This is a genomic window from Aquibium carbonis (assembly GCF_003970795.1).
In the GTDB taxonomy this organism is placed as follows: Bacteria; Pseudomonadota; Alphaproteobacteria; order Rhizobiales; family Rhizobiaceae; genus Aquibium; species Aquibium carbonis.
Genome location: NZ_RWKW01000002.1, coordinates 40,605 through 63,790, shown reverse-complemented (window position 1 = coordinate 63,790; position 23,186 = coordinate 40,605). Strand labels below are relative to the sequence as shown.

Sequence of the window (23,186 nt, the reverse complement as noted above, 5' to 3'; positions counted from 1 at the left end):
CGCTCCCATCGAGGAGCAGGAACAGGCGGGCAACCGCCAAGGAAACAGCGGCCAATACGCCGCACCAAGAAGGAGACGGGGCCGCAGGCTCCGGCAAGGACCGACCATGGCACGGCAGGATCAGGCCAACGACCAGTTTTCCCTCACCTCGTTCCTCTATGGCGGCAACGCCAACTATATCGAAGAACTCTATGCCTCCTGGCAGGACGATCCGAACGCCGTCGATCCCGAATGGCGGGAGTTTTTCGGTGCCCTGAAGGATGATGCCGACGACGTTCGCAAGAACGCCCGTGGCGCTTCCTGGGAGCGGGCCAACTGGCCATTGAAGGCCAATGGCGAACTGGTATCTGCGCTCGATGGCGATTGGGGCACAGTCGAGAAGCATTTCGACAGGCGCACGCGCGAGAAGGCCGCCACGACCGGCGCCGCATTGTCGGAGGCTGACGTCCACCGCGCGACCCGCGATTCGGTGCGGGCCATCATGATGATCCGCGCCTTTCGCATGCGCGGCCATCTGCATGCCAACCTCGATCCCTTGGGTGTCGCCAGCCGCCAGGAGGACTACAACGAACTGTCGCCCGAAAACTACGGCTTCACCGAAGCCGACTTCGACCGCCCGATCTTCATCGACAACGTGCTCGGACTCGAGTTCGCCACCATCCGGCAGATGCTCGACATCCTGCAGCGGACCTACAGTTCCACGCTTGGCGTCGAGTTCATGCATATCTCCAATCCGGAGGAGAAGGCCTGGATCCAGGAGCGCATCGAGGGGCCCGACAAGGGCATCGAGTTTACCGCGAACGGCAAGAAGGCGATCCTGCAGAAGCTGATCGAGGCGGAAGGCTTCGAACAGTTCATCGACGTCAAGTACAAGGGCACCAAGCGTTTCGGCCTCGACGGCGGCGAGGCGCTGATCCCGGCGTTGGAGCAGATCATCAAGCGCGGCGGCAACATGGGCATGAAGGAGATCGTGCTCGGCATGGCCCATCGTGGCCGTCTCAACGTTCTCACTCAGGTGATGGGCAAGCCGCATCGGGCCGTCTTCCACGAGTTCAAGGGCGGCTCTTTCGCTCCCGACGACGTCGAGGGTTCGGGTGACGTGAAGTACCATCTCGGCGCGTCGTCAGACCGCGAGTTCGACGGCAACAAGGTGCATCTGTCGCTGACGGCCAACCCCTCGCATCTCGAGATCGTCAATCCCGTGGTCATGGGCAAGGCCCGCGCCAAGCAAGACCAGATCTTCGGCCGCAAGCGCGAGGAAGTCGTGCCGCAGGAAGAACGCGCCAAGGTTCTGCCTTTGCTGCTGCATGGCGACGCCGCCTTTGCCGGCCAGGGCGTGGTAGCCGAGTGCCTCGGCCTTTCGGGCCTGCGCGGCCACAGGGTTGGCGGCACGCTGCATTTCATCATCAACAACCAAATCGGCTTCACGACCAATCCGCGCTTCTCGCGGTCGTCCCCGTACCCTTCCGACGTCGCCAAGATGATCGAGGCGCCGATCTTCCACGTCAACGGCGACGATCCCGAAGCGGTGGTCTACGCCGCAAAGGTGGCGACCGAGTTCCGGATGACCTTCCAGAAGCCTGTCGTGATCGACATGTTCTGCTACCGGCGCTTCGGCCACAATGAGGGTGACGAGCCGGCCTTCACGCAGCCGCTCATGTACAAGAAGATTCGGTCGCACCCGTCGACCGTGCAGATCTATTCGCAGAAGCTGATCGACGAGAATCTGGTGACCCGTGAAGAGGTCGACCAGATGAAGGCCGAGTGGCGCGCCCACCTCGAAGTCGAGTTCGAGTCCGGACAGGCCTACAAGCCGAACAAGGCCGATTGGCTGGATGGCGCGTGGTCAGGGCTTCGCAGCGCCGACAATCAGGACGAACAGCGCCGTGGCAAGACCGGCGTGCCGATGAAATCTCTGAAGGAGATCGGCCGCAAGCTGACCGACATCCCGAAGGATTTCGAGGTTCATCGCACCATCAACCGCTTCCTGGAGAATCGCCGCCAGGCGATCGAAACGGGCGAAGGTATCGATTGGGCCACCGCCGAGTCGCTGGCTTTCGGCTCGATCCTGCTCGAGGGCAATCCGGTGCGCCTGTCAGGCCAGGATTCTGAGCGCGGCACGTTCTCGCAGCGCCATTCGGTGCTCTACGACCAGCGCGACGAGAACCGCTACATCCCGCTCAACAATCTCGGTCCCCAGCAGGCCAATTACGAAGTCATCAACTCGATGCTCTCGGAAGAGGCCGTGCTCGGCTTCGAATATGGCTACTCGCTGGCCGAGCCGCGCGCGCTGACGCTCTGGGAAGCGCAGTTCGGCGATTTCGCCAACGGCGCCCAGGTGGTGTTCGACCAGTTCATCTCGTCGGGCGAACGCAAGTGGCTGCGGATGTCGGGCCTCGTGTGCCTCCTGCCGCACGGCTACGAGGGGCAGGGACCGGAGCACTCGTCGGCCCGCCTGGAGCGCTGGCTGCAGATGTGCGCCGAAGACAACATGCAGGTCGCCAACCTCACCACGCCGGCCAACTACTTCCATGCGCTGCGCCGGCAATTGAAGCGCGATTTCCGCAAGCCGCTGATCCTCATGACGCCGAAGTCGCTGCTGCGCCACAAGCGCGCGGTCTCGACGCTGGCCGAGATGTCGGGGGAGAGCTCGTTCCACCGCCTGCTGTGGGACGATGCCCAGCTCCTAGCGGACCAGCCGATCAAGCTGGTGAAGGACTCGAAGATCCGCCGCGTCGTCATGTGTTCGGGCAAGGTCTATTTCGACCTCTACGAGGAGCGCGAGAAGCGGGGCATCGACGACGTCTACCTGCTGCGCATCGAACAGCTCTATCCCTTCCCAGCCAAGGCGCTGATCACGGAGCTCTCGCGTTTCCGCAACGCCGAGATGGTCTGGTGCCAGGAGGAGCCCAAGAACATGGGTTCCTGGTCGTTCATCGACCCCTACCTGGAATGGGTGCTCGCCCATATCGACGCCAAGCACCAGCGCGTGCGCTACACGGGACGCCCCGCCTCGGCGTCGCCCGCCACCGGTCTCATGTCCAAGCATCTGGCGCAGCTCGAGGCTTTCCTCGAAGATGCGCTGGGCGAATAACGCAACATCGATCCGAAACCCCTTCGAAGGCACGGAACAAGAAACATGGCCACTGAAATCCGCGTCCCCACGCTGGGTGAATCCGTCAGCGAAGCAACCATCGGCAAGTGGTTCAAGCAGCCGGGCGATGCCGTCGTCCAGGACGAACCGCTGCTCGAGCTCGAAACCGACAAGGTGACGCTCGAGGTGCCGGCCCCGGCCGCTGGCAAGCTGGCCGAAATCACTGCCAAGGAAGGCGAGACCGTCGGCGTCGGCGCGCTGCTCGGCATGATCGGCGAAGGCGCGGGCGCGGCGCCTGCACCGAAGAAGGATGAAAGCGCCTCGGTTGCCCAGGCCTCCGGCGCCAGTGGCTCCTCCACCGTCAAGGATGCGCAGGACAAGACCGCTGAACTCGTCGGCGGCGAGGTGACGAAGCGCGACATGCCCGCCGCTCCGTCGGCCGCCAAGCTGATGGCCGAGAAGAATCTTTCCGCCGATCAGGTGGAAGGCTCGGGCAAGCGCGGCCAGATCCTGAAGGGCGACGTGCTCGACGCGATCTCGCGCGGCGCTCCGGCCCAGCCGGCCGAAGCACCGAAGGTTCCCCGCACCGCCACGGCCGCGGGCGACGAGGGCCGCGAGGAGCGCGTCAAGATGACCCGCCTGCGCCAGACCATCGCGCGCCGGCTGAAGGACGCCCAGAACTCCGCCGCCATGCTGACGACCTTCAACGAGGTCGACATGAAGGCGGTGATGGACCTGCGCACCAAGTACAAGGACGTGTTCGAGAAGAAGCATGGCGTGAAGCTCGGCTTCATGGGCTTCTTCTCCAAGGCGGTGACGCATGCGCTGAAGGAAATCCCGGCGGTCAATGCCGAGATCGACGGCACTGACATCATCTACAAGAATTACTGCCACATCGGCGTGGCCGTGGGCACCGACAAGGGCCTCGTGGTGCCGGTGGTGCGCGACGCCGACCAGATGTCGATCGCCGAGATCGAGAAGGAGATCGGCCGGCTGGGCATCGCGGCGCGCGACGGCAAGCTGTCGATGGCCGACATGCAGGGCGGCACCTTCACCATCTCCAACGGTGGCGTCTACGGCTCGCTGATGTCGACGCCGATCCTCAACGCGCCGCAGTCGGGCATTCTCGGCATGCACAAGATCCAGGAGCGGCCGATGGTCGTCGGTGGCCAGATCGTGATCCGCCCGATGATGTATCTCGCGCTCTCCTACGATCACCGGATCGTCGACGGCAAGGAAGCCGTCACCTTCCTGGTGCGCGTCAAGGAAAGCCTGGAGGATCCCGAGCGGCTGGTGCTGGATCTCTAGGAAAGCGCCACTGGCGGCGAGCTTGGCTGACGCTCGCCGCCCCCGCTGCCCGCTCAGGCTACCTTCGCCGCCCGCCTGCGCCCGCTCCACTCCGCGATCCAGATGCCGGCGATGGTCAGCGCGATCGCGACGACGTGATAGCCGTGCAGCGCTTCGCCGAGCACGAGGATCGAAAGCATCGTGCCGAAGATCGGGACGAGGTTGATGAACAGCCCGGCCCGGTTCGCGCCGATCATCTCGACGCCGCGCATGTAGAACACCTGCGACAGCAGCGAGGGGAAGACGGCCGTGTAGACCACGCAGCCCCATCCGGTCGCATCGGGCCAGATCATCGCGTCGGCGGCGTACTCCATGATGGCGAACGGGATCGATGTGAGGCCGGCGGCCGCCGAGAGCACGATCATGTAGCTCTTCCAGTGGATCGGCGGGCGATAGCGCAGGCACACAGTGTAGCCCGCATAGACCACCACCGCGACCAGCACCAGCGCGTCGCCGCGATTCAGGTCGAGCCGCAGCAGCCCGGCGAGATTGCCATGCGCGGCCGTCAGCAGGATCCCGGCGAAGGTCAGCAGGAAGCCGACGATCTGGCCCTTGAAGACGCGCTGCCCGAAAAACAGGAAGTTCAGCGCGAAAATGACCACCGGGATGCCGGCCTGCTCGATGCTGCCGTTCACTGCCGTCGTATAGAGAAAGGCGCCGTAGAGCGCGAGATTGAATGCCGCGAAGCCGAAGAAGCCCATCGCGGACAGGTAGGCCAGTCTCGGGCGCACGGCGGCCCAATCGGCGCTCAGTTGCCGATGGCCGATCAGGTAGAGGAAGCCGAAGGCCATCGCCCATCTCAGGACGACGAGCAGCATGGGCGAAACGTGGCCCACGGCCATCTTGCCGGCCACGGCATTGCCGCCCCAGAACATGGTCGTCAGCAGGAGCAGGGCATAGGCCGCTTGATGCATGGGGATCCGTTCAGGTCGAGTGGCGCCGGGGTTAGGGGCTCGCGGTCTCGAAGTAAATGATCAAACGCGCCTATTTGGTTGGTCCTCGGCACGAAACCGGCGCGAAAAGGGGTCGCGCGGCTCGGTGCGGCCCGCTATAGAAGCCTGTCATTTTTTGCGGCGCTTCCTGCGCCGGCATCTGGAAGGAAGCGTCAATGGCCAACGTCGTGGTCGTCGGGTCTCAGTGGGGCGATGAGGGCAAGGGCAAGATCGTCGACTGGTTGTCCGAGCGTGCCGATCTCGTGGTTCGTTTCCAGGGCGGACACAATGCCGGGCACACGCTGGTCGTCGATGGCAAGGTCTACAAGTTGTCGCTGCTTCCGTCGGGCGTCGTGCGCCCTGGCAAGCTGTCCGTCATCGGCAATGGCGTGGTCTTCGATCCGCATGCCTTCGTCGCCGAGGTGGAGCGACTGAAGGGGCAGGGCGTCGACGTAAATCCGGACCGCCTGAAAATAGCCGAAAATACCGCGTTGATACTGTCCCTTCACAGGGAGCTTGATGGGTTCCGCGAAGACGCGGCCTCGAATTCGGGCACCAAGATCGGAACCACCCGCAGGGGTATCGGGCCGGCCTATGAGGACAAGGTCGGCCGCAGGGCGATACGGGTCATGGATCTGTCGGACATGGAAAGCCTTCCGGGCAAGGTCGATCGGTTGCTCACGCATCACAATGCGTTGCGGCGCGGTCTCGGCCATGCCGAAGTCGACCATGCGACGGCCATGGAAGAGCTTCGCTCCGTCGCCGACAAGATTCTGCCCTACATGGATCGTGTCTGGAAGATTCTCGACGATGCACGCCGCGCGGGCGATCGCATCCTGTTCGAGGGTGCTCAGGGCACGCTGCTCGACATCGATCACGGCACCTATCCCTTCGTGACGTCGTCGAACACCGTGTCGGGTCAGGCCGCCACAGGCTCGGGTGTCGGGCCCGGAACCATCGGATACGTGCTCGGCATCACCAAGGCCTACACCACCCGCGTCGGCGAAGGGCCTTTTCCGACCGAGCAGGACAATGAGGTCGGCAATTTCCTCGGCGAGCGCGGCCACGAGTTCGGCACGGTGACCGGGCGCAAGCGCCGCTGCGGCTGGTTCGACGCCGTGCTGGTGCGCCAGGCGGTGGCGGTGAACGGGATCGATGGCATCGCGTTGACCAAGCTCGACGTTCTCGACGGGCTCGACGAGATCAAGGTCTGCACCGGCTATCGACTTGACGGCGAAGAGATCGACTATCTTCCGGCCAGCCAGGGCGCGCAGGCGCGCGTGGAGCCCATCTACAAGAGCCTCGAAGGCTGGAAGGGCACGACGCGCGGCGCGCGCAGCTGGAACGACCTTCCCGCGCAAGCGGTGAAGTATGTTCGATACGTGGAGGAACTGATCGGCGCGCCGGTTGCGCTGCTGTCGACCAGCCCCGAGCGCGATGACACCATACTTGTGACGGACCCGTTTCAAGATTAGTTTGAAACTCCTGCGGGGGGCGGAAATGGCCGCGTCTGTCCGGGAGGAAAAAATATAGGTCGAAGAGACATATGGCGGATTTCGTAGCGGTCCTCAAAAAGACCATCGAAGGCCTCGGCGAGACCACGCCCGATGTGCGCGAGAAGGTTTACCAGAAGGCGCGCATCACCATCGGCGCGAAGCTCGCGGCTCTCAATCCGCCTGCGCCACCCGTTGTCATCGACCGCCAGCGCAAGGCGCTGGAGGAGGCTATTCTCAAGGTCGAGGCGGAGTACGCAGCCCTCGACATCTCCATCGAGTTCGATGAGGAGGAGGATCCGCTCGACGAGCTCGACGCGCTGTTTTCCAGCCTGTCGAAGCCGGCGCCGAAGGCTCCGGACCCTGCCCCTCCCTCCCGCCCGGTTCCGGCCGCGCCCGTGCCCTCGTCTCGAGCCGCCGCGAACGCCAGCACTGCGCCCATTGCCGTGGCCGCGTCCACGGTTGCACCCGCCGCGGCAGCCGCCAGGGATGGATTCAGGCCCGTCCAGCCGCTTCCTGCGCAGGCTCCGCGCGGCTTTTCTCCCGTAGCGAACGTCCCTGAACCGGAGGACGAAGAGGAACCGGAATTCGAGCCCGAGTACGAAGAGCCGTCCTTCGATGGCAACGACAGCTATGGCGCCTATGACGAACCTGCCGCCGCACCGCGCCACGACGATCCGCTGGGCGGCGCCATTTCGGCGGACGACCGGCGATATGGCGGAGCCGGGGCGGCGCCGCAGGCGCCCGCCCGCGCCCGCTCGGGCTTCGTCAAGATCGCGGCTGGCGCCGCTGCCGCCCTCGTCGTGTTCGGTGGGCTGGGCTACGGCCTTTGGGCAAACCAGGATCGGATCGGATCGCTCTTTGGAGGCGGTGACGTTTCGACGGTGAACCTTGCGCCGGACGCCGCGCCGGAACCTGCAGAGCCGCTCGCCGTCGAAGAGGACGAAGAAGAAATCGCTGCGCTTTCGCCGGAGCCCGACGTGTCCGGCACGAGCAGCGACAATGTCACTGCCACCGACACCGCGCCGAAGTTGACCCAGCGCCTCAATCCCGATGGCAGCGAGGTCGACGACGGCCCCGCCAACGGCAGGCCCATCATCGGCGAGGGCACGTCCGTGGCGGCTGCGACTCAGGCTCCGGATGCGGCCACGCCTGCGCCGGCCAACGAGGCGGCGGTGCCGGTCGGCCAGCGCGCGATCTTCTACGAGGAGCGCACCAGCGTCGCGCAGGGCTCGGCGGAGCCGGGGGCCACGGTCTGGTCCCTGATTCAGGAATCGCCGGGCAACGACCTCCCGCCGGAACCTGCGATCCGAGCCGAGGCGAGCGTGCCTGGCAGGGACATCCAGCTTCGGATGACGATCCGTCGCAACGCCGACAAGTCCTTGCCCGCCAGCCACATCGTCGAGTTGATCTTCATCACCCCGGAAAATTTTGCCGGCGGCGCCATCGACAATGTGCTTCGCATGACGATGAAGGAGACGGAGGAATCGGCCGGAAGTCCGCTCGCCGGCATGACGGCCAAGATCGCCGACGGCTTTTTCCTTCTCGCTCTCAATGACGAAAAGCAGGCGCGGGACGCCAACAATTCGCTTCTGAGCCGCCAGAACTGGATCGACGTGCCGATCGTCTACAAGTCTGGCCGCCGCGCGCTCATGACGATGGAGAAGGGCATTCCCGGTGAGCAGGTGTTCGAACAGGCACTGCGGGCCTGGCAGGAAGCGGACAGCGGCTGACGCGGGAGCGGCCCGCTCGGACGTATCGTCAGGCGGCGAGCCTGATCTGCCTGGGCGCTGGAAGGCTCATGAAGCCTGGGCGTGCGATGACGTAGCCCTGCAGATGGTCAATCCCCAGGTCGCGCAGCACCTCGTATTCTTCCGGAGTCTCGATGCCTTCGGCGATCAGCGTGATTCCCAGATCCTTCGCCATCACCACGATGCCGCGCACGATGGCGCGGCGTGCCCGGTCGGCATTGATGTTGCGGATCAGGTCCATGTCCAGCTTGACGATGTCCGTCTGGAAGTTGGCGAGCAGGCCAAGCCCCGCATAGCCCGCGCCAAAATCGTCGAGCGCTGTCAGGAAGCCGAACGAGTTGTAGGCGCGCACGATCTCCTTCACGTGGCCGGGGTCGCGGATCATCTCGTTCTCCGTGAATTCGAAGATGATGCTGGACAGCGGGAAGCCGGTTTCGCGAGCAGTCTCCAGCGTCACCCTGATGCAGGCCTCGGCCTTGTAGACCGCATTCGGCATGAAGTTGATCGACAGCCGTGCACCGAGTTCAGCGAGGCCAAGTCCTGCCGCGCTCCTGATCGCGGTACGGCGGCAAGCCTGGTCGAAGGCGTAGCGGTTTTCCTCGGACACCCGCGACAGGATTTCGCTGGCACCTTCGCCATTCTCGCCGCGCACCAGCGCCTCGTAGGCGAAGATCGAGCCATTGGCGGCCGCAACGATCGGCTGAAAGGCCATGGCGATCCCGAAGGAAAGGGCTTCTCCATCGCGGCATCCCGCACAGGCCTGATGGTGGGATTTCATCGGTCGGGCGATCCTCGGTTACATGGCGCCGGACGCGTTCGGTCGCTTCACAACAAGTGATCGCCCAGAATTCTGAAATCCTGGTTAGCAACACGGGAATCTTTCGCCGGAAGCAACGGTGGCGCGAGCCGACTTCAGGCCGTCACGAAAACGCCGCCGGATCGTTGATCCGACGGCGTATGAATCACATGAACATCGGCTGGCAAACCTCGCCAGGGTGGGTCAGGCTTCGGCGCCAGCGTCGATGGTGCGCAGCGCCTGCGCCTGGCGCCGGGCGGCGGCCTTGACCGCGTCCTGCACCTTTTCGAACGCGCGGACCTCGATCTGCCGGACGCGCTCCCGGCTGATGTCGAACTCGGAGGACAGTTCCTCCAGCGTCAGCGGGTCTTCGGAAAGCCGCCGCGCCTCGAAAATGCGGCGTTCGCGTTCGTTGAGCACATCGAGCGCGCCGGACAGCATGCCGCGGCGGTTCTCGAGCTCGTCCTGCTCGACCAGCATGTCTTCCTGGGACTGGCTGTCATCGACGAGCCAATCCTGCCATTCGCCGGATTCGCCTTCTGTCGCGCGGATCGGGGCGTTCAGTGACGCGTCGCCCGAGAGGCGACGATTCATCGACACCACCTCTTCCTCGGACACATTGAGGCGTGTCGCGATTTCCGTGATCTGCTCGGGCTTCAGGTCGCCTTCCTCGAGCGCCTGGATCTTGCCTTTGACCTTGCGCAGGTTGAAAAACAGCCGCTTCTGATTTGCGGTCGTGCCCATCTTCACCAGGCTCCACGAACGCAGGATGTACTCCTGGATGGAGGCCTTGATCCACCACATCGCATAGGTGGCGAGACGGAAGCCCCGATCGGGCTCGAACTTCTTCACCGCCTGCATCAGGCCGACATTGCCTTCGGACACCACTTCGCCGATCGGCAGTCCATAGCCGCGATATCCCATCGCAATTTTCGCTACGAGGCGAAGATGGCTTGTGACGAGCCTGTGCGCCGCCGCGGTGTCGGCGTGCTCGTTGAACCGCTTGGCGAGCATGTACTCTTCCTGCGGCTGGAGCATCGGAAAGCGACGGATTTCTTCCAGGTAGCGGGCAAGCCCGCCTTCACCGGAAACGATACTGGGCAATGACTGGGCCATGGAGCACCCTTCCTCTTTTCCTGTCGGTCCCCGGAAACCGGCGGACCAGCGGTCGCGGTCGTGCTTCGGACGCACCACGACCTCGACGTCATATAGGGACGAATTCTGGCGATTTCACGGTGAATGTCAGGATGACACGCTGTGTCACCTGCACGTGAACGAGCCTGACCGGTTGTCTGGGCCGACGACCTTCAGTTTCGGCGCTTGGCAGACAAACCCTCGAACCCCGCCACGAGTTCCGACATGTCGGGCGGCAGGTCCGTTTCGAACGTCATCGCTTCGCCCGTGGCGGGATGGCGGAACGCCAGCAGGCGGGCATGCAGGGCCTGGCGCGGAAAGCCGCTTGCTAGGCTCCTCAACGGCTCGGGCAGGCGATTCGCCTTGGTGCGGAAGGCGCCGCCATATTCAGGATCGCCGATCAGCGGATGACCGATATGGGCCATGTGTACGCGGATCTGATGAGTGCGCCCGGTCTCCAGGCGGCATTCGACGAGCGAAGCCACGTCTTCCTTGCCGGCCAGCACGAAGCGCTTGTCCACCCTGAAATGCGTCACCGCATGGCGGGCGTCCTCGCGGTTTTCGTTGACGACCGCCCGCTTGGTGCGATCCTTCCCGGATCGGCCGAGCGCGGCGTCGATCGTGCCGGAATTGCGCGGCGGCACGCCCCAGACCAGCGCGGCATAGGCTCGTTCCAGATCGCCGCTGCGTCCGTGGTCGGCGAAGGCGTCCGACAGCGCGCGGTGTGCCGCGTCGGTCTTGGCGGCCACCATCACGCCGCTGGTGTCCTTGTCGAGCCGGTGAACGATGCCCGGGCGCTTCACGCCGCCGATGCCCGACAACGAGGCGCCGCAATGATGGATCAGCGCGTTGACAAGCGTTCCGGTCCAGTTGCCCGAGCCCGGATGGACGACGAGCCCGGCCGGCTTGTCGATCACGATCAGGTGCTCGTCCTCGAACAGGACGGTCAGCGGAATGTTCTCGCCCTCGGGCTCGGCCGGTTCGGCTTCAGGCACTGCCAGCGTGATGCGGTCGCCATCAGCAATCTTGCGCTTGGGCTCCGTCACCACGGCCGGCCCCACGCGAACCGCTCCGTCCCGGATCAGCGACTGGACGCGACTGCGCGAGAATTCGCCGCCCAGTCTCGCGGTCAGCCATTGGTCGAGCCGCTCGCCTGCTGCGGTGGAATCAGCGACGAAGACGCTTTCGCCTTCCAAAACGGGTTCGGCTTCGATATCAGGGGCTCGCGACAGGGACTTGGCTCCGGAAAAAATGCAGAAACCGACCCTCGATCATGAACTCGACGAACAGCCGCTCGATCCGGCTGCCGAGCGGGTTCAGCGCAAACTCATGCGCTTCGTCGTCATCAACATCGGCATTCTGCTGGCCGCCGTTATGGCCGTGCTGGGCGCCGTTGTCTACAAGTCTGGTGTCTTCTCGTCGACGAGCGCGCCATCGCCGTCCAGCGCCGCCGTTCCGTCCTCGGCCGACATGCCGTTCGTGGAAGGCGTCATCGCCCTGCCGGCCGGCGCACGCGTCGTCTCCCAGGCGCTGTCCGGCGACCGGCTGACGCTGCATGCCGAACTGCCGGGCGGCACCACAGCGATCTATCACTACGACCTGGCCCAGCGCCGGATGCTCGGCCGCTACGTCATCGCCGAATGACGGCCAAATCTGCGCGGCGCATCGCCACCGTTGCCTTGCTCGTCGCCGACTATGGCGCGGCGATCGACTGGTATCGCGATTGCCTGCGTCTGGACCTCCTGGAAGACGTCGACCTGGGCGGCGGCAAGCGCTGGGTGGTCATGGGAACGCCCGATGGAGGCGCCCGCGTGCTTCTGGCGAAGGCCGACGGAGACGCGCAGCGGGAGCGCATCGGCGACCAGACCGGCGGCCGTGTCTTCCTGTTTCTCGAAACCGACGATTTCGGCCGCGATCATGCGGCGATGGCCGCCAAAGGGGTTGTCTTCCTCGAAGCGCCGCGCCACGAATCCTATGGCACGGTGGCCGTCTTCGCGGATCTTCATGGCAATCGCTGGGACCTGATCGAGCCGAAGCACGGCGCCTGAAGCCTGTTTTTCTGGACCTTCGCCCGCAAACTAACTATAAGCCCGCCAAATCCTGAAAAGACCACGACAGGGGTGCCATGGCTGGCCATTCACAGTTCAAGAACATCATGCATCGCAAGGGGCGTCAGGACGCCGTGCGGTCGAAGATGTTTTCCAAGTTCGCACGCGAGATCACCGTCGCCGCCAAGATGGGGATGCCCGATCCCGACATGAACCCGCGCCTTCGCCTCGCCATCCAGGCGGCCAAGGCGCAGTCGATGCCGAAGGACAACATCCAGCGCGCCATCAACAAGGCGGCCGGCGGCGACACCGAGAACTACGAGGAAGTGCGCTACGAGGGCTACGGCCCCGGCGGCGTCGCCGTCATCGTCGAAGCCTTGACCGACAATCGCAACCGCTCCGCCTCCAACGTGCGCGCGGCCTTTACCAAGGCCGGCGGCGCGCTCGGCGAAACCGGCTCCGTCTCCTTCATGTGGGACCGGGCCGGAGAGATCTATTACCCGGCCTCCGCCGGCGACGCGGACAAGGTGATGGAAGCCGCGATCGAGGCGGGTGCCGAGGACGTGCAGTCCGACGAGGAAGGCCACACGATCTATTGCGCCTTCGCCGACATCGGCGAGGTCTCGAAGGCGCTGGAAACCGCGCTTGGCGAGGCCGAGACGGTCAAGACGATCTGGAAGCCGCAGAACACGATCCCGGTCGACGAGGAACGCGCGCAATCGCTGATGAAGCTGATCGCCGTTCTCGAGGATGACGACGACGTCCAGAACGTCTACGCCAATTTCGAGGTCGACGAGGAGACGATGGCGAAGCTCTCCGCCGCATGAGCGGACGGCCGCGCATCGCCATCACCTACTGTACCCAGTGCCAATGGCTCCTGCGCGCCGCGTGGATGGCGCAGGAGCTTCTGTCGAGCTTCGGGGCGGACTTGGGCGAGGTGGCGCTGGTTCCGGGCACGGGCGGCGTCTTCGAGATCGCTTGCGACGGAGTCACGATCTGGGAGCGCAAGCGCGACGGCGGCTTTCCGGAAGCCAAGGTTCTCAAGCAGCGCGTGCGAGATCTCGTCTGGCCCGAAAGGGATCTCGGGCATTCCGACGCCAAGCCCGCCACCGCCTGAGCGACGGCATCGTTCATCGTCCTGTCTTGCCTGCAACAAAAAACCCCGCCGAAGCGGGGTTTCCGAAATCCGACCGGTTGTGTGCGGCTCAGAGGCCGAGGCCGGCGAACTTGCTCTTGAACTTGGTCAGACGGCCGCCGCGATCGAGCAGGGTCTGCTGACCGCCGGTCCAGGCCGGATGCGTGGAGGGATCGATGTCGAGGTTCATCGTGTCGCCTTCCTTGCCCCAGGTCGACTTCGTGAAGTACTCGGTGCCGTTGGTCATCACCACCTTGATGGTGTGGTAGTCGGGATGGATCTTCTCTTTCATCGCTCTCGTCCTGATGCTTGCGGCTTCCGCGCGGCCGGCGCGCCTGCGGCAATCTTGCCTGTGTGAAATGGTTGAAGCCGCGGCCAGCGAGGGCTACGGCTTCCAAAAACGTCGGCGAGCCTATACATCAGCCGAAACGGAAGCACAAGACCGGGCGCTCCAGCGCGCGACCGGCGGTCAAGGAAGCGAGGTCGGGATGGCGGATCTATCGGGCGAGGCGGAAAGACGCCGCCGCTCCCTAAAACCGCTTCGCAAGCTGTTTCCCTATCTCCTGCACTACAAGGGCCTCGTGGCCGGGGCTCTGGTCTTCCTTGCGGTTGCTGCCGGAACCACGCTGACGCTGCCGATCGCCGTGCGACGCATGGTCGATCATGGCTTCTCGGCCTCCGATTCCACCTTCATCGCGAATTATTTCTCGATGCTGATCGTCATTGCCCTGGTGCTCGCGCTTGCCTCGGCCTGCCGTTACTATTTCGTCATCACGCTCGGCGAGCGTATCGTCTCCGACGTCCGCCGCGATGTCTTTCAGCATGTCACCATGCTGTCGCCCGGCTACTTCGACACGGTGCAGTCCGGCGAAATCGTCTCGCGGCTCACGGCCGACACCACGCAGATCAAGTCGGCCGTCGGCGCCACCGCGTCGATGGCCCTTCGCAACACGATTCTGGGCATCGGCGCGCTCGGCATGATGGTGGTGACCAGCCCCAAGCTGTCGATGCTGGTCATCGGCGCCATTCCGATCGTGGTGCTTCCGCTGGTCGCCTTCGGCCGCTCGGTCAGGCGCAGGTCGCGGCTTGCGCAGGACACGCTGGCGGCCGCCTCCGCCTATGCCAGCGAACAGATCGGCTCGATCCGCACGCTGCAGGCCTTTACCAACGAGAAGCTCGTCTCGACGAAGTTCGCCGGCGCCGTCGAGATCGCGTTCCGGGCCGCGCAGTCTTCGGTCTTCGCGCGATCCTTCCTCACCTTCTTCGCCATCTTCATGATTTTCTCCTCGGTCGTGGCGGTGCTCTGGTTCGGGTCACGCGACGTCCTTGCCGGCACCATGAGTGCCGGTACGCTGGGACAGTTCCTGCTCTACTCGGTCTTTGCCGCAGGTGCGCTCGGCGCCCTGTCGGAGGTGTGGGGCGAACTCAGCCAGGCGGCTGGCGCTGCAGAGCGGCTGACCGAGCTACTCGCCGAGGAGCCGACGATCGCCGCGCCCGCCAATCCGACGCCCTTGCCGGCGACGCCCATCGGCTCGGTCGAGTTTCGCGACGTTCAGTTCGCCTATCCCACCGCGCCGGAACGGTCGGCCTTGCGCGGCTTCTCCTTCGAGGCCAGGCCCGGCGAGACCATCGCCATCGTCGGGCCGTCCGGCGCGGGCAAGACGACGATCTTCTCGCTCCTGCTGCGCTTCTACGACCCACAGGGCGGATCGATCCTCATCGACGGGGTCGATCTCGCCAAGACGGATCCGATCGAGGCCCGCTCGCGCATTGCCCTCGTCCCGCAGGACCTCACCATCTTCGCCGCCACCGTGCGCGAGAACATCGCCTTTGGCCGCCCTGGCGCGACCGACGCCGAGATCGAGGCGGCCGCAAAGGACGCGCTGGCCGACGAGTTCATCCGCGCCCTCGACAAGGGCTACGACACCCCGGTGGGCGAGCGCGGCGTGACGCTGTCCGGCGGCCAGCGACAGCGCGTCGCGATCGCCCGCGCCATCCTGCGCGATGCGCCGATCCTGCTCCTCGACGAGGCGACCTCGGCGTTGGACGCCCAGAGCGAGACCCTGGTGCAGGCCGCGCTCGAACGCCTGATGGAAGGCCGCACGACGCTCGTCATCGCGCATCGCCTCGCTACCGTGCTCAAGGCGGACCGCATTCTCGTGCTCGACGAGGGCCGCGTGGTCGAGGAGGGCACGCACCAGAGCCTCGTCATGCAGAACGGTGTCTATGCCCGGCTTGCCAAGCTGCAGTTCGAAACCGGCGCGGATGCGTTCAGGAAGGCGGCCGAGTAGGAACCGGCCACTGGCGGCGCCTCCTCTTTCCCCTACCCCAGCATCGTCCGCGCGACGCGCAGGAAGATGCGTGCGCCGATCGGGATCAGGTCGTCGGGAAAGTCGTAGTCGGGATTGTGCAGTTGCGGATGGGTTTCGCCGCTGCCGAGGAACAGCATCGCCGACTTCGCGCCATGGCCGAAACGGCCGAAATCCTCCGACGCGCGCATCGGCAATTCGGCCTCGTCGTGGACGATGCCTTCCGCGTCGAGCGCCGCCCTCAGCCGTGCCGTCGCATCCGGATCGTTCAGGCTCGCCAGGAAGATCTCGTGGTAGTCGACCGATGCGCTGAGGCCCGCGATTTCTTCCCGGTGAACGAGCGCTTCGGCTGCCGCGACGAGGTCGTCCATCCGCTCGTCCAGCCTTGTGCGCAGCGTGCAGAAGATTTCCGCCCGGCCGGGCGCAATACCGAACACCGCCTCGCCCATCGAAACGTGGCAGACCGTCACGAGGGCGAAGTCGTCGCGGCTGAAGTGCCCGGCCGACAGTCCGGTCAACGCCGGCATCAGACGGCTCACGGCCATCATCGGCGACACACCGGTCTCGGGCATGGAGGAATGCGCGGTTTTTCCCGACAGCACGATGCGCATGCCGCGCGAGGCGCAGTTCACCACCCCGGATTTCAGCCGGACATGACTGAGCGGCGTGCCCGGGAGATTGTGCAGCGAGAAGGCGAAGTCGGGCTGGATCTCGCCAAAGCGCGGATCGGCAATCACGCCGGCCGCGCCCTCGCCGGTTTCCTCTGCGGGCTGGAACATCAGCACCACACGACCGGTCTTCGGCCGCTGACGGGCGAGCTGGCGCGCCATGGCGGCCAGGATCGCGGTATGCCCGTCATGGCCGCACATGTGCGACTTGCCCGGCACCCGCGAGCGGTGCGGCGCGTCGGAAAGCTCCTCGATCGGCAGGGCGTCGAGTTCGGAACGGAAGAGCAGTGTCGGTCCCGGCGCGCCGCTGTCGAAAACCACCGCCACGCCGTGTCCGCCCATCCTCGTCAACACCCGATCCGGAGCGGTGTCGGCGAGGAAGGCCACCACCTCACGAGCCGTCCCCTCCTCCTCGCCGGAGATCTCGGGGTTTTCATGGAGCTTGCGTCGCCACGCCGTCAGTTCGGCGATGTCGGCATTGGTGAAGCCGTGATTCATCAGGTCCATACCGGTCTCCTCATCCCGCCGCGTGGCGGCCCGCATTCCTGCCCGAGAAGATGCAGCCGCCGAGGAAGGTTCCCTCCAGCGCGTTGGTGCCGTGGTAGCCGCCGCCACCGAAGCCTGCAACCTCGCCGGCCGCATAGAGGCCGGGGATCGGCTCGCCTGCCGCATCGAGCACCTGTCCGTCGAGGTTGGTGTGAAGCCCGCCCAGTGTCTTGCGCGTCAGAATGTTGAGCCTGACGGCGATCAACGGTCCGTTTGCCGGATCGAGGATCTTGTGCGGCTTGGCCGTGCGGATCAGCTTGTCGCCGAGATAGGCGCGCGCCCCTCGGATTGCCGTCACCTGAGCATCCTTGGAGAAGGGGTTGTCGATTTCCCGGTCGCGCGCCTCGATCTGCATCCGCAGCCGGCCGGCATCGATCATCGGCTCGCCGGTCATCGCGTTCATGGCCTCCACGAGCGCGCCCAGATCCTTTTGCACGATGAAATCGGCGCCCTTTTGCTTGAACGCCTCGACCGGCGGCGGAGCCGACGCGCCGCGACGGTTCTTGAGCACCGCCCGCCAGTCCTTCGCGGTGAAGTCCGGGTTCTGCTCTGAGCCCGACAGCGCGAACTCCTTCTTGATGATCTTCTGCGTCAGCACGAACCACGACCAGTCATGGCCGGTGGCGAGGATGTGTTTCAGCGTCGAGAGCGTGTCGAAACCTGGCATGCAGGGCGCCGGCAGCCGTTCGCCACGCGCGTCGAACCACATCGACGACGGCCCGGGCAGGATGCGAATGCCATGGTTCGGCCAGATCGGATCCCAGTTCCGAACGCCTTCGGTGTAGTGCCACATGCGGTCGCCGTTGATGACCGCCGCCCCTGCGGCCTGGCTGATGGCGACCATGCGGCCGTCGACATGATGTGGCACGCCCGCGACCATGGTCTTCGGCGCTGGCCCCAGCCGCTCGACCGGCCAGGCCTTGCGCACGAGATCGAGGTCGCCGCCGATGCCGCCGGATGTCACCAGCACCGCGCCTGCCGACAGTTCGAAGTCGCCGACGATGTTTCTGCCGGACTTCTGTCCGCGCGCCACCGTCGAGGGTTCGAGGATCTCGCCCGCGACCCCCGTCACCGCGCCGTTCGTCCGGATGAGCCTCGAGACACGGTGGCGGAACTTGAGCGTGATCAGGCCGGCGGTCGCATGCGCCCGAACGCGCTGCTCGAAGGGCTCGACGACGCCCGGCCCGGTGCCCCAGGTGATATGGAAGCGCGGCACCGAGTTGCCATGGCCGTGCGCGTGCCCGCCGCCGCGCTCGGCCCAGCCTACCACCGGAAACCATCGCATTCCCATCGCATGCAGCCATGGCCGCATCTCGCCTGCGGCGAAATCGATGTAGGCCTCGGCCGTCTTGCGCGGCCAGTGGTCTTCCGGCCGGTCGAACTGCGCCGAACCCAACCAGTCCTGCAGCGCCAGGTCGCGGCTGTCGCGGATCCGCAGCCGCCGCTGTTCCGGACTGTCGACGAAGAACAGCCCGCCAAGCGACCAGAAGGCCTGTCCGCCAAGCGAGTTCTCGCCCTCCTGCTCCAGGATGGTCACGCGCTTGCCGCGGTCGGCAAGCTCTGCCGCGGCCACGAGCCCCGCGAGCCCGCCGCCCACGATGATGGCGTCGCAATCCATGGCCGTTCCTCCCCATGTCACCGGGTCGAGTTACGCATGCGGCGCAAAGCCGATCAAGCGTGGCTCCCGCGGTCGATGCGTTGTGCACCGCCGCGCGACGCGCGCGGAGGGGGCAAACCCCTGCGGCTGCCCAGCGGGTCCTTGACGCGCGCATGACGCCAACGTCATGTCATCACACCGACAAAGGGGGGAGGGGAATGATCTCGACGATCCTGATCGCGCTGGTGGCGGCGCTGCACCTCTGTTTCATGTATCTGGAGATGATCGCCTGGGACACGCCGGCCGGGCACAAGGCCTTCCGGCTCGAGCCCGAATTCGCCGCACGCTCGAAGGCGCTGGCGATGAACCAGGGCCTCTACAATGGCTTCCTCGTCGCCGGGCTCGTGTGGGGCCTATGGCTCGGCGCGGACGGTTTCGCGATCAAGGTGTTCTTTCTCGGCTGTGTCATCGTGGCGGGCCTGTTTGGTGCCGCCACGGTGTCGCGCAGGATTCTCTACGTGCAGGCCGTCCCGGCGGCGCTGGCCCTGGCGGCGCTGCTGATCGCCAGCTGAGACTTCACCGCTCCGTCAGCTTGAGCTCGATGCGGCGGTTGCGGTTGCGCGCGTCGGGCGTATCGCCTTCGACCAGCGGCTGGAACTCGCCGAAGCCGGCGGCCACGAGGTGCACGGCGGGCACGCCCTGAGCGATCAGATACTTCACCACCGATACGGCGCGCGCCGAGGAGAGTTCCCAATTGTCGCGATAGCGGCCGGTGCCCGACAGCGGAACGTTGTCGGTGTGACCGTCGACGCGCAGCACCCAGTTGATCTCCGGCGGGATTTCGCGCCGCAGGTCGATGATGGCAGCGGCAAGCTTGGCCATCTCGTCGCGCCCGGCCTCGTTGATCACGTCCGAGCCGGACGGGAAAAGCACCTCGGATTGGAACACGAAGCGGTCGCCGACGATGCGGATGTTCTCCCGATCGGACAGGATTTCGCGCAGGCGTCCGAAGAAGTCGGAGCGGTAGCGGTTCAGTTCCTGCACGCGCTGCGCCAGCGCCACGTTGAGGCGGCGGCCCAGATCCGCGATCTTGGCATTCGATTCGCGATCCCGCGACTCCGAAACGTCGAGCGCGTCCTCGAGCGCGGCGATCTGGCGACGCAGTGCCGAAATCTGCTGGTTGAGCAGTTCGACCTGCGACAGCGCCCGCTGCGAGATCTGCCGTTCGTCGGCCAGTTCGCCGGTCAGCGCGCCGATCTGCTCGCGCGCCGCGGAGTCGGCTCCCGACCCGGCGGCAAGCAGGTTCTCCAGCCGCGAACGCTCGTTTTCAGCAAATGAGAGCGACGCCTGGAGACTGGCGAGCTGGTCTTCGGCGTCCTGCGTGTTCGATCGCTCGAGCGCGAGCAGCTGGGTCAGTTCGTTGATCTGCGAGTTCAGGCGATTCAGGACCTCGTCCTTGCCGGAAATCTCGCGCGACAGCAGGAACTGCGCCAGAACGAAGACCGACAGGAGGAACATGATCGCGAGCAGCAGCGTCGAGAGGGCATCGACGAAGCCTGGCCAGTAATCGACGTTGCGTTCGCGCCGCCGCCCGCGTGCCAGCGCCATGTCAGGTGTCTCCCCGCTTCTTCAGCGAATCCGCGATGCTCTCCAGAACCTCGCGGGTCGCCCGCTGTTCCTCGGCCTGCGCCTCCACCCAGTCGCGCATCATCTGCTGTTCGCTGCGCATGTTCTTGACCAACCCCGAGATACCCTCGGCAAGGTTTGCCATCGAGGTCGCGACACGCTGGCTTGAGCCGCCGGTCTCGCTGATCGAGCGAAGCTGCTCGGCCATGCGCCGCATTTCTTCCGACGTGGAACTGCGACTGGCGTCGAGGACCGGCGCATCGGAATCGAGATCGGTCACCGAGGAAAGCCAGTTTTCCAGTTCGGTGTAGAAGCGGGTTTGCGCCCGGCCGGCCTGCAGGTCCAGGAAGCCCAGGACGAGGGAACCGGCGAGGCCGAACAGCGATGACGAGAACGCGGTGCCCATGCCGGCGAGCGGCGCCGCCAGGCCGGATTTGAGCGCGTTGAGCACGTCATTGGTGTCGCCCGAGCCGGGATCGAGCGTCTGGATGGTATCGCCGATCGAGCCGATGGTCTGCAACAGGCCCCAGAAGGTGCCGAGCAGGCCGAGAAACACGAGAAGGCCGATCAGGTAGCGCGAGATGTCGCGGCTTTCATCGAGGCGGGTCGCGATGGAATCGAGGATCGTCCGCAGCGAGACGGTCGAGAGCGCCGTCGCTGAGGATCGGCCGAGCAGCACCTTCATGGGCGCGAGCAGGACGGGGTCGCGCGCCTCAGAGCCGGCGCGAAAGGAGTTTACCCAACGCACTTCCCGAAACAGCCGCACCACTTGGTTGAAGGCCAGCAGCACGCCAACTGCGAGGACGCCGATGATCAGGCCGTTGAGCCCGGGATTCGTGGTGAAGGCGGAGGAGATCTGACGGTAGAGAATCGCGGCGACGAAACCGGCGATGGCGACGAAGATCAGCATCGACAGAAGGAAGACCTGCGGACTGGACAGCTTCTGCGGGTCGTACTGCCCGCCCGAAAGCGCGTCCTCCGCCGTTGATCCGAACCATGCCATGCCAAGCCTCAGTCTCTGTCCCGCACCGATGGCGACTTTATCCGGAATTGTGACGAAAATGAAAGGACAGTCCCGCCGGTCATCACAACCGACACGGTCCTTCTCGCGTCAGAGGCGGTGGACGACCAGCAGGTCCATCATCGCCGCCAGGTGCAGACCCGCGCCCGAAACCACAAAGCCATGCCAGACCGCCGATTGAAAGCGGAGATTGCGCCAGACGAAGAATATCACCCCTGCCGAGTAGCAGATCCCGCCGGCCGTGATGTACCAGATCGTGCTGGGTGGGACGATCTCGGCGAGATCGCCCGCGACGACGATGCCGCTCCACCCGATTGCCAGGTAGAACACGATCGCCGCGCGGTCGAAACGGCCGGGGAACCGGAGTTTCAGGGTGATTCCGGCGATGGCGGCGCCCCAGACGAGAGCGAGCATGAGGCCTGCGGTCGTCCCATCGAGCTGGGCCAGCAGCGGCGTGTAGGTTCCCGCGATCAACAGGTAGATGGCGGAATGGTCGAAGCGCCTCAGGATCCATTTGGCGCGCGAGGCGGGCCAAAGGTTGTAGGCGCAGGAGACAGAGAGCACGGTCAGCAGCGAAACGACGTAGAAGATCGTCGCGATGTACTCCGCCGCGGCCGTGCGGCCAGCGGCGAGCCAGAGAAGAACGGCGCCGGCGGTGATCGCGAACACGATGCCGATGGCATGCACGATGCCGTCGGCCAGGAGTTCGGCACGCGTGATTCGCCGCCAATCGGCGTGAAGATGGAGATACGGGTGGCGGCGGGTCAACGTCATGCAGGAACCATATCCAGCCGGTATGACCGAATTATCGTCGCGGCCATGAGTGCGCGTCAACGCCGCAAGCGCCGAACCCGTTCCCGTGAATCTGTGATGGTCAGGCCGGGCGCGGGGAGAGTGGCTTCCTGAGCTGTCTGAGCAGGACGCGGTGGATCGTTTCGTTTCCGGCAACGACGGTGCCGGTGTCGAACATCTCCTGGCCTCCCTCGCGATCGCTGGCGAAGCCGCCTGCCTCACGAACCAGCAACAGCCCGGCGGCCATGTCCCAGGGCGACAGTCCGCTCTCCCAGAAGCCGTCCAGGCGACCGGCCGCGACATAGGCGAGATCGAGCGCCGCGGCGCCCATGCGGCGGATGCCGGACACCTCGCCCATGACGTTGCGCAACTCGATCAGCGCATTCCCGTGGTGGCCTCGGCCCAGATGCGGGATGCCGGTGCCAATGACACTGTCCGTCAGCTTGGTGCGTCCGGCAACGCGCAGTCGGCGGTCGTTCATGAAGGCGCCGCCGCCGCGTTCCGCGGTGTAGAGTTCGTCCATCGCCGGATTGTAGACAAGGGCCGCCTGAAGCTGCCCCTGGCGCTCCAGCGCGATGGATACCGCGAAGATCGGAATGCCATGCAGGAAGTTCGTCGTGCCGTCGAGCGGATCGACGATCCAGCGGTGCTGGGCATCGTCGCCTTCGACCACGCCGCGCTCCTCCATCAGGAAGGAATAGCCGGGCCGTGCGCGCGACAGTTCGGTGAAGATGATCTCCTCGGCCTTGCGGTCGGCCTGGCTGACATAGTCTCCCGGGCCCTTCATCGACACCTGGAGGTTCTGCACCTCGCCAAAATCGCGCGACAGCGAGCGGCCTGCCTTGCGGGCAGCCTCGACCATCACTCTCATGAGCGCGGAATACGCCATTCAATCGG

Annotated in this window: 21 protein-coding genes; 10 read left to right on the top strand and 11 right to left on the bottom strand. The window is 65.2% G+C overall.

Annotated features, from left to right (window positions below; translation table 11 throughout):
* Positions 1 to 106: 106 nt before the first annotated feature.
* Together EJC49_RS00705 and odhB are read left to right on the top strand one after the other, a co-directional pair.
* Positions 107 to 3,094 (top strand): 2-oxoglutarate dehydrogenase E1 component, encoded by a 2,988-nt coding sequence (locus EJC49_RS00705; protein ID WP_126697529.1) that lies wholly within the window; start codon positions 107 to 109, stop codon positions 3,092 to 3,094.
* Positions 3,095 to 3,139: 45 nt separating this feature from the next.
* Entirely contained in the window at positions 3,140 to 4,402 is a 1,263-nt protein-coding gene (gene odhB, locus EJC49_RS00700) for a 2-oxoglutarate dehydrogenase complex dihydrolipoyllysine-residue succinyltransferase (protein WP_126697528.1), read from the top strand.
* Positions 4,403 to 4,455: 53 nt separating this feature from the next.
* On the opposite strand, the gene EJC49_RS00695 is transcribed toward odhB, so the two are convergent.
* A complete protein-coding gene (locus EJC49_RS00695; protein ID WP_126697527.1) occupies positions 4,456 to 5,355 on the bottom strand; it encodes a DMT family transporter in 900 nt (299 codons plus the stop codon).
* A 194-nt stretch (positions 5,356 to 5,549) separates the two neighbouring features.
* Between EJC49_RS00695 and EJC49_RS00690 the strand changes: the two genes are divergently transcribed.
* Positions 5,550 to 6,848 carry an adenylosuccinate synthase gene (locus EJC49_RS00690; protein WP_126697526.1) on the top strand — a complete coding sequence of 433 codons (1,299 nt, stop codon included), beginning with the start codon at positions 5,550 to 5,552 and terminating at the stop codon, positions 6,846 to 6,848.
* Positions 6,849 to 6,919: 71 nt separating this feature from the next.
* The gene (locus EJC49_RS00685) at positions 6,920 to 8,599 is read left to right on the top strand and encodes a hypothetical protein (protein WP_126697525.1); all 1,680 of its coding nucleotides are present in this window, start codon (positions 6,920 to 6,922) and stop codon (positions 8,597 to 8,599) included.
* A 28-nt stretch (positions 8,600 to 8,627) separates the two neighbouring features.
* On the opposite strand, the gene EJC49_RS00680 is transcribed toward EJC49_RS00685, so the two are convergent.
* The 3 genes from EJC49_RS00680 to EJC49_RS00670 all read right to left on the bottom strand — a co-directional run bounded on the left by EJC49_RS00680 (position 8,628) and on the right by EJC49_RS00670 (position 11,743).
* A complete protein-coding gene (locus EJC49_RS00680; RefSeq protein WP_210211730.1) occupies positions 8,628 to 9,395 on the bottom strand; it encodes an EAL domain-containing protein in 768 nt (255 codons plus the stop codon).
* A 222-nt stretch (positions 9,396 to 9,617) separates the two neighbouring features.
* Complete coding sequence (rpoH, locus tag EJC49_RS00675) at positions 9,618 to 10,529, bottom strand: RNA polymerase sigma factor RpoH (RefSeq protein WP_126697524.1); 912 nt, start codon at positions 10,527 to 10,529, stop codon at positions 9,618 to 9,620.
* A 191-nt stretch (positions 10,530 to 10,720) separates the two neighbouring features.
* Positions 10,721 to 11,743, bottom strand: a complete 1,023-nt coding sequence (locus EJC49_RS00670; RefSeq protein WP_126697523.1) for an RluA family pseudouridine synthase — start codon at positions 11,741 to 11,743, stop codon at positions 10,721 to 10,723.
* Between the two features lie 55 nt (positions 11,744 to 11,798).
* Between EJC49_RS00670 and EJC49_RS00665 the strand changes: the two genes are divergently transcribed.
* From EJC49_RS00665 to EJC49_RS00650, 4 genes are all read left to right on the top strand, one after another.
* On the top strand, positions 11,799 to 12,191 hold the full coding sequence (locus EJC49_RS00665; RefSeq protein ID WP_126697522.1) for a fimbrial protein: 393 nt from the start codon (positions 11,799 to 11,801) through the stop codon (positions 12,189 to 12,191).
* Positions 12,188 to 12,595, top strand: a complete 408-nt coding sequence (locus EJC49_RS00660; protein ID WP_126697521.1) for a VOC family protein — start codon at positions 12,188 to 12,190, stop codon at positions 12,593 to 12,595. The genes EJC49_RS00665 and EJC49_RS00660 overlap by 4 nt, the downstream gene beginning before the upstream one ends.
* Positions 12,596 to 12,672: 77 nt before the next feature.
* Positions 12,673 to 13,422 carry a YebC/PmpR family DNA-binding transcriptional regulator gene (locus EJC49_RS00655; protein ID WP_126697520.1) on the top strand — a complete coding sequence of 250 codons (750 nt, stop codon included), beginning with the start codon at positions 12,673 to 12,675 and terminating at the stop codon, positions 13,420 to 13,422.
* Positions 13,419 to 13,712: an Rdx family protein gene (locus tag EJC49_RS00650; protein ID WP_126697519.1), complete on the top strand. Its 294-nt coding sequence runs from the start codon at positions 13,419 to 13,421 to the stop codon at positions 13,710 to 13,712. Before EJC49_RS00655 ends, EJC49_RS00650 begins: the two co-directional genes overlap by 4 nt.
* Positions 13,713 to 13,800: 88 nt before the next feature.
* Here the strand turns inward: EJC49_RS00650 and rpmE are convergent, their stop codons facing one another.
* Positions 13,801 to 14,022, bottom strand: a complete 222-nt coding sequence (rpmE, locus tag EJC49_RS00645) for a 50S ribosomal protein L31 (protein ID WP_126697518.1) — start codon at positions 14,020 to 14,022, stop codon at positions 13,801 to 13,803.
* A 196-nt stretch (positions 14,023 to 14,218) separates the two neighbouring features.
* Between rpmE and EJC49_RS00640 the strand changes: the two genes are divergently transcribed.
* Positions 14,219 to 16,021, top strand: coding sequence for an ABC transporter transmembrane domain-containing protein (locus EJC49_RS00640; RefSeq protein ID WP_126697517.1), 1,803 nt, complete (start codon positions 14,219 to 14,221; stop codon positions 16,019 to 16,021).
* A 32-nt stretch (positions 16,022 to 16,053) separates the two neighbouring features.
* On the opposite strand, the gene EJC49_RS00635 is transcribed toward EJC49_RS00640, so the two are convergent.
* Positions 16,054 to 17,214: an amidohydrolase gene (locus EJC49_RS00635; protein ID WP_245453203.1), complete on the bottom strand. Its 1,161-nt coding sequence runs from the start codon at positions 17,212 to 17,214 to the stop codon at positions 16,054 to 16,056.
* Between the two features lie 10 nt (positions 17,215 to 17,224).
* On the bottom strand, positions 17,225 to 18,871 hold the full coding sequence (locus EJC49_RS00630) for an FAD-binding dehydrogenase (protein WP_126697516.1): 1,647 nt from the start codon (positions 18,869 to 18,871) through the stop codon (positions 17,225 to 17,227).
* A gap of 197 nt (positions 18,872 to 19,068) precedes the next feature.
* On the opposite strand from EJC49_RS00630, the gene EJC49_RS00625 reads away from it, so the two are divergent.
* Complete coding sequence (locus tag EJC49_RS00625; RefSeq protein WP_126697515.1) at positions 19,069 to 19,422, top strand: DUF1304 domain-containing protein; 354 nt, start codon at positions 19,069 to 19,071, stop codon at positions 19,420 to 19,422.
* Positions 19,423 to 19,426: 4 nt separating this feature from the next.
* Here EJC49_RS00625 and EJC49_RS00620 read toward each other — a convergent pair whose 3' ends face one another.
* From EJC49_RS00620 to EJC49_RS00605, 4 genes are all read right to left on the bottom strand, one after another.
* Complete coding sequence (locus EJC49_RS00620) at positions 19,427 to 20,458, bottom strand: peptidoglycan -binding protein (protein ID WP_126697514.1); 1,032 nt, start codon at positions 20,456 to 20,458, stop codon at positions 19,427 to 19,429.
* 1 nt (position 20,459) lies between these two features.
* Positions 20,460 to 21,479 carry a MotA/TolQ/ExbB proton channel family protein gene (locus EJC49_RS00615; RefSeq protein ID WP_126697513.1) on the bottom strand — a complete coding sequence of 340 codons (1,020 nt, stop codon included), beginning with the start codon at positions 21,477 to 21,479 and terminating at the stop codon, positions 20,460 to 20,462.
* A 108-nt stretch (positions 21,480 to 21,587) separates the two neighbouring features.
* Positions 21,588 to 22,271, bottom strand: a complete 684-nt coding sequence (gene trhA / locus EJC49_RS00610) for a PAQR family membrane homeostasis protein TrhA (RefSeq protein WP_126697512.1) — start codon at positions 22,269 to 22,271, stop codon at positions 21,588 to 21,590.
* A gap of 100 nt (positions 22,272 to 22,371) precedes the next feature.
* Positions 22,372 to 23,178 (bottom strand): inositol monophosphatase family protein, encoded by an 807-nt coding sequence (locus EJC49_RS00605; RefSeq protein WP_126697511.1) that lies wholly within the window; start codon positions 23,176 to 23,178, stop codon positions 22,372 to 22,374.
* Positions 23,179 to 23,186: the final 8 nt, after the last annotated feature.

Coding starts and splice junctions, on each gene's coding strand:
- EJC49_RS00705 (WP_126697529.1), top strand. CDS start 107: ATGGCACGGCAGGATCAGGCCAACGACCAGTTTTCCCTCACCTCGTTC.
- odhB (WP_126697528.1), top strand. CDS start 3,140: ATGGCCACTGAAATCCGCGTCCCCACGCTGGGTGAATCCGTCAGCGAA.
- EJC49_RS00695 (WP_126697527.1), bottom strand. CDS start 5,355: ATGCATCAAGCGGCCTATGCCCTGCTCCTGCTGACGACCATGTTCTGG.
- EJC49_RS00690 (WP_126697526.1), top strand. CDS start 5,550: ATGGCCAACGTCGTGGTCGTCGGGTCTCAGTGGGGCGATGAGGGCAAG.
- EJC49_RS00685 (WP_126697525.1), top strand. CDS start 6,920: ATGGCGGATTTCGTAGCGGTCCTCAAAAAGACCATCGAAGGCCTCGGC.
- EJC49_RS00680 (WP_210211730.1), bottom strand. CDS start 9,395: ATGAAATCCCACCATCAGGCCTGTGCGGGATGCCGCGATGGAGAAGCC.
- rpoH (WP_126697524.1), bottom strand. CDS start 10,529: ATGGCCCAGTCATTGCCCAGTATCGTTTCCGGTGAAGGCGGGCTTGCC.
- EJC49_RS00665 (WP_126697522.1), top strand. CDS start 11,799: ATGCAGAAACCGACCCTCGATCATGAACTCGACGAACAGCCGCTCGAT.
- EJC49_RS00660 (WP_126697521.1), top strand. CDS start 12,188: ATGACGGCCAAATCTGCGCGGCGCATCGCCACCGTTGCCTTGCTCGTC.
- EJC49_RS00655 (WP_126697520.1), top strand. CDS start 12,673: ATGGCTGGCCATTCACAGTTCAAGAACATCATGCATCGCAAGGGGCGT.
- EJC49_RS00650 (WP_126697519.1), top strand. CDS start 13,419: ATGAGCGGACGGCCGCGCATCGCCATCACCTACTGTACCCAGTGCCAA.
- rpmE (WP_126697518.1), bottom strand. CDS start 14,022: ATGAAAGAGAAGATCCATCCCGACTACCACACCATCAAGGTGGTGATG.
- EJC49_RS00640 (WP_126697517.1), top strand. CDS start 14,219: ATGGCGGATCTATCGGGCGAGGCGGAAAGACGCCGCCGCTCCCTAAAA.
- EJC49_RS00635 (WP_245453203.1), bottom strand. CDS start 17,214: ATGGACCTGATGAATCACGGCTTCACCAATGCCGACATCGCCGAACTG.
- EJC49_RS00630 (WP_126697516.1), bottom strand. CDS start 18,871: ATGGATTGCGACGCCATCATCGTGGGCGGCGGGCTCGCGGGGCTCGTG.
- EJC49_RS00625 (WP_126697515.1), top strand. CDS start 19,069: ATGATCTCGACGATCCTGATCGCGCTGGTGGCGGCGCTGCACCTCTGT.
- EJC49_RS00620 (WP_126697514.1), bottom strand. CDS start 20,458: ATGGCGCTGGCACGCGGGCGGCGGCGCGAACGCAACGTCGATTACTGG.
- EJC49_RS00615 (WP_126697513.1), bottom strand. CDS start 21,479: ATGGCATGGTTCGGATCAACGGCGGAGGACGCGCTTTCGGGCGGGCAG.
- trhA (WP_126697512.1), bottom strand. CDS start 22,271: ATGACGTTGACCCGCCGCCACCCGTATCTCCATCTTCACGCCGATTGG.
- EJC49_RS00605 (WP_126697511.1), bottom strand. CDS start 23,178: ATGGCGTATTCCGCGCTCATGAGAGTGATGGTCGAGGCTGCCCGCAAG.